Raw genomic sequence first — 2,831 nt, 5'->3', positions numbered from 1 at the left:
CCGCGACAGAGGCTTCAAAGAAAGGGAAATCATTGCGGAGATAGACCGCAACGACATCGCCCGCCCCGATCCCCAGCGATTTGAACCCGCTCGCCGCCTTGGCTGCTCGCAGCGCAATCGCCGCATTTGCCTCGGCGCGCGCGCCGGACATGATCCTCGCTTCAGACATCGTCTCCTCCCCAGGGACAGCCGTGTTTTCGGCAAAGTGTAGCAGGCGGTGCGGAAGCGAGAAGGGATTTTGCGGGGTGCTACACCGCATTCTGAAGGCCCGGAATCCGATAATGCCGGGAAATCGGATGGAACCCCGGCCCGGGCCGAGCGTTCATTCTGCGATCCGGCCGGGTGGTACTGCCCCCGACGCCGACGGCTGTGGCCACAAATGGAGACGCTCAATGTTGCGCAAGACACTCTTCAGCATCGCCCTCATCCTGCCGCTCGCAGGCGGGCTTGCTGCCTGTGACGATCAGGGTCCGATGGAAGAAGCGGGTGAGAAACTTGATGAAGCCGCGAACACGGATCGCGGCCTGTTCGAGGATGGCCCGGCTGAAGAATTGGGCGAGACCATCGACAACGCTACCGACAACTGATTTTCGCAGCGCCTTCTGCCCCCCGGGAGGCGTAGCGGCTTGGGCCTGTTCCTTTGAGGAACAGGCCCATTTTTATGCGTCAGCTGTAGCGCGCTTCCCGCTCCTTGCCCTTGTCGCCGCCCCTCACCTCGCCGAGCGCCCATTCGAGATCGGTGAGATATGTGTCGGTCACGCTCGCATGGAAGGGCGAGAGCATGAGGTGAAGCCCTTTCGGCTCGGTCGTCAGGCTCGTGAACCAGCCGCGCTCGAAGAGTTTGCCCCAGATGGCGAAGGGGTCCACTTCATCATGGGTGAAGGAGACGATGCCGAGCTGCGGGCGACCGAGCACGCGGAAGCCGAGCTTCGCAACGCCCGCTTCAATCGTCTCGCGCGCATCCGTCACCTGTTTGTGTTTCGCGCGGTAGCCTTCCTCGCCGAGAAAATTCATCACCGCCCAGGCAGCCGCAATCGCGCCGCCCGGTCGCGTGCCTGCGAGCGTCGGTGTCACCATCCGCCCGCCCGGCCAGTCCGAGCAGTCAAAGATCATATGCGCCCGCAGCTCTTCCGAACGGAAGAGAACGGTGGAAGCCCCCTTCGCGCAATAGCCATATTTGTGAAGATCAGCAGACATGGACATGACGCCCGGCACTTCAAAATCGAAGGGCGGTATGTCACCGCCATTCATGCGCACGAAAGGCGCGATATAGCCGCCCACACAGGCGTCCACATGAAGCCAGAGGCCGCGCTTCTCCGCGAGGTCGCCAAGCTTTTCGATAGGGTCGATCAGCCCGTAGGGGAAGCAGGGCGCGGAGCCGACAAGCATGATGGTGTTGCCATCCGCCGCCTTCCCCATCGCCTCTGCATCGGCGAGAAGATCGGCGCAGGGCACGCGGCGCATCTCGATCTCCATCATCTTCGCTGCCTTGTCGAAGGCCGGATGGGCAGACCACGGCGCGACGATGTTGCAGCCGCCGGTGACGCCTTTCACCTTCCGCGCATAGTCGCGCGCGGTCTTCACCGCCATGGTGATGCTGTCCGTGCCACCGGAAGTGATGTTGCCGGCTGAACCTTCTGGCCCGTGCAGCAGGCCGAGACCCATCGCGACGACCTCATCCTCCATCTGCTTCAGGCTCGGAAAGGCCATCGGGCCGAGGCCGTTCTCCGACATGAACATCGTGTAGGCCTCTTTCTGGACCTCAGCGACATCCGGCCCCGCATTAAAGACATAGACGGCTGTCTTGCCTTCGCGCCACTTCACGTCATTGGCGCCGCGCGCCGTCATCTCGTCTTTCAGCTTGCCCCATTCCGTGCCTTTTTTCGGCAGCGTCACGCCCATGTTCTTGCTCCTGTCGTTGAGGTGACAAGACTAGCAGGGCGGGGCGAGGCATCAATGGTGATGATGCCCGCCGCCATTCTCATGGATGAGATGAAGCATGGGCGCAGGCCGGGCAAGAGAATGGGGGTCCATGTCCGGCGTCGCAATTTCATCCCAGTTTACCGAGCCTTTTTCGCAGACCTGCTCCACGGGGAAGAAAAGCATCATGATGTCTGCATCATTCGGCAGCTTCGTCATGAAGGCGAACTCATCAAACATGTCATCGGCAAGCGGCCCGCCTTCCCATGTCACCTTGACGACACCCTCGTTCACCTCGCGGCCATGCAGCGTGTAGCTTTTCTTGTAAGCCGCCTTTTCGGTGATGACGGTCCAGCCATGCTTTGGCTGCGGCTTCACCGAGATCACACCTTCGGGAATACGGATCGAGATGGCAGTGGTGGCGGATCCGTCGCAGCCATGCGGCACGCGGAACGTGGCCTTGAAATAACTTCCCGCCGGAGCATTCGTCTCGTCAAGGACGACATGGGCGGCGGCTGGTGTGGTGAGCGTGGCGGCGAGTAAGGCCGCACTGAGAATATTCAGAGCTTTCATATTTTCCTCCCGTTTCAAAAAGCGATCTTCAGCCCGGCGAAGACGCTGCGGCCCTCGCCCGGATAAAACACATCGGTCGCAGTAACACGCGCATCGGTGATGGCGGTGTAAGTGGAGATGTATTTCTTGTCGGTCAGATTGCGCGCATCCACGAAGAGGCGGACGCCTTTGGTGATATCCACACCACCCTCAATGCCGATTGTCGCGTAGCCGGGCGCTTCCAGCGTATTGGCATAATCGACATAGCCGCCCTCCGGCACCCATTCGATCTTTGGCGCAATATCCCAGCCAAGCCCGTTGGGCGCGGGTGCCTTGTAACGCAGCGCCGCGACATAAAC

Annotated in this window: 3 protein-coding genes and 1 pseudogene; 1 reads left to right on the top strand and 3 read right to left on the bottom strand. The window is 61.0% G+C overall.

The window, feature by feature from the left end; translation table 11 throughout:
• Window positions 1–392: 392 nt before the first annotated feature.
• Window positions 393–587 carry a hypothetical protein gene (locus WBF74_RS09725; RefSeq protein ID WP_424438815.1) on the top strand — a complete coding sequence of 65 codons (195 nt, stop codon included), beginning with the start codon at window positions 393–395 and terminating at the stop codon, window positions 585–587.
• 79 nt (window positions 588–666) lie between these two features.
• Here WBF74_RS09725 and WBF74_RS09720 read toward each other — a convergent pair whose 3' ends face one another.
• The 3 genes and pseudogenes from WBF74_RS09720 to WBF74_RS09710 all read right to left on the bottom strand — a co-directional run.
• The gene (locus WBF74_RS09720) at window positions 667–1,902 is read right to left on the bottom strand and encodes a pyridoxal phosphate-dependent decarboxylase family protein (RefSeq protein WP_424438812.1); all 1,236 of its coding nucleotides are present in this window, start codon (window positions 1,900–1,902) and stop codon (window positions 667–669) included.
• A gap of 51 nt (window positions 1,903–1,953) precedes the next feature.
• A complete protein-coding gene (locus WBF74_RS09715; RefSeq protein WP_424438809.1) occupies window positions 1,954–2,493 on the bottom strand; it encodes a YcnI family protein in 540 nt (179 codons plus the stop codon).
• Window positions 2,494–2,507: 14 nt separating this feature from the next.
• Window positions 2,508–2,831, bottom strand: a pseudogene (locus WBF74_RS09710) (TonB-dependent receptor); the annotation flags it as partial.

The sequence above is a fragment of the Parvibaculum sp. genome, assembly GCF_049672805.1.
In the GTDB taxonomy this organism is placed as follows: Bacteria; Pseudomonadota; Alphaproteobacteria; order Parvibaculales; family Parvibaculaceae; genus Parvibaculum.
The sequence above is the reverse complement of the archived record's forward strand: the minus strand, read 5'-3'. Positions and strand labels throughout refer to the sequence as shown.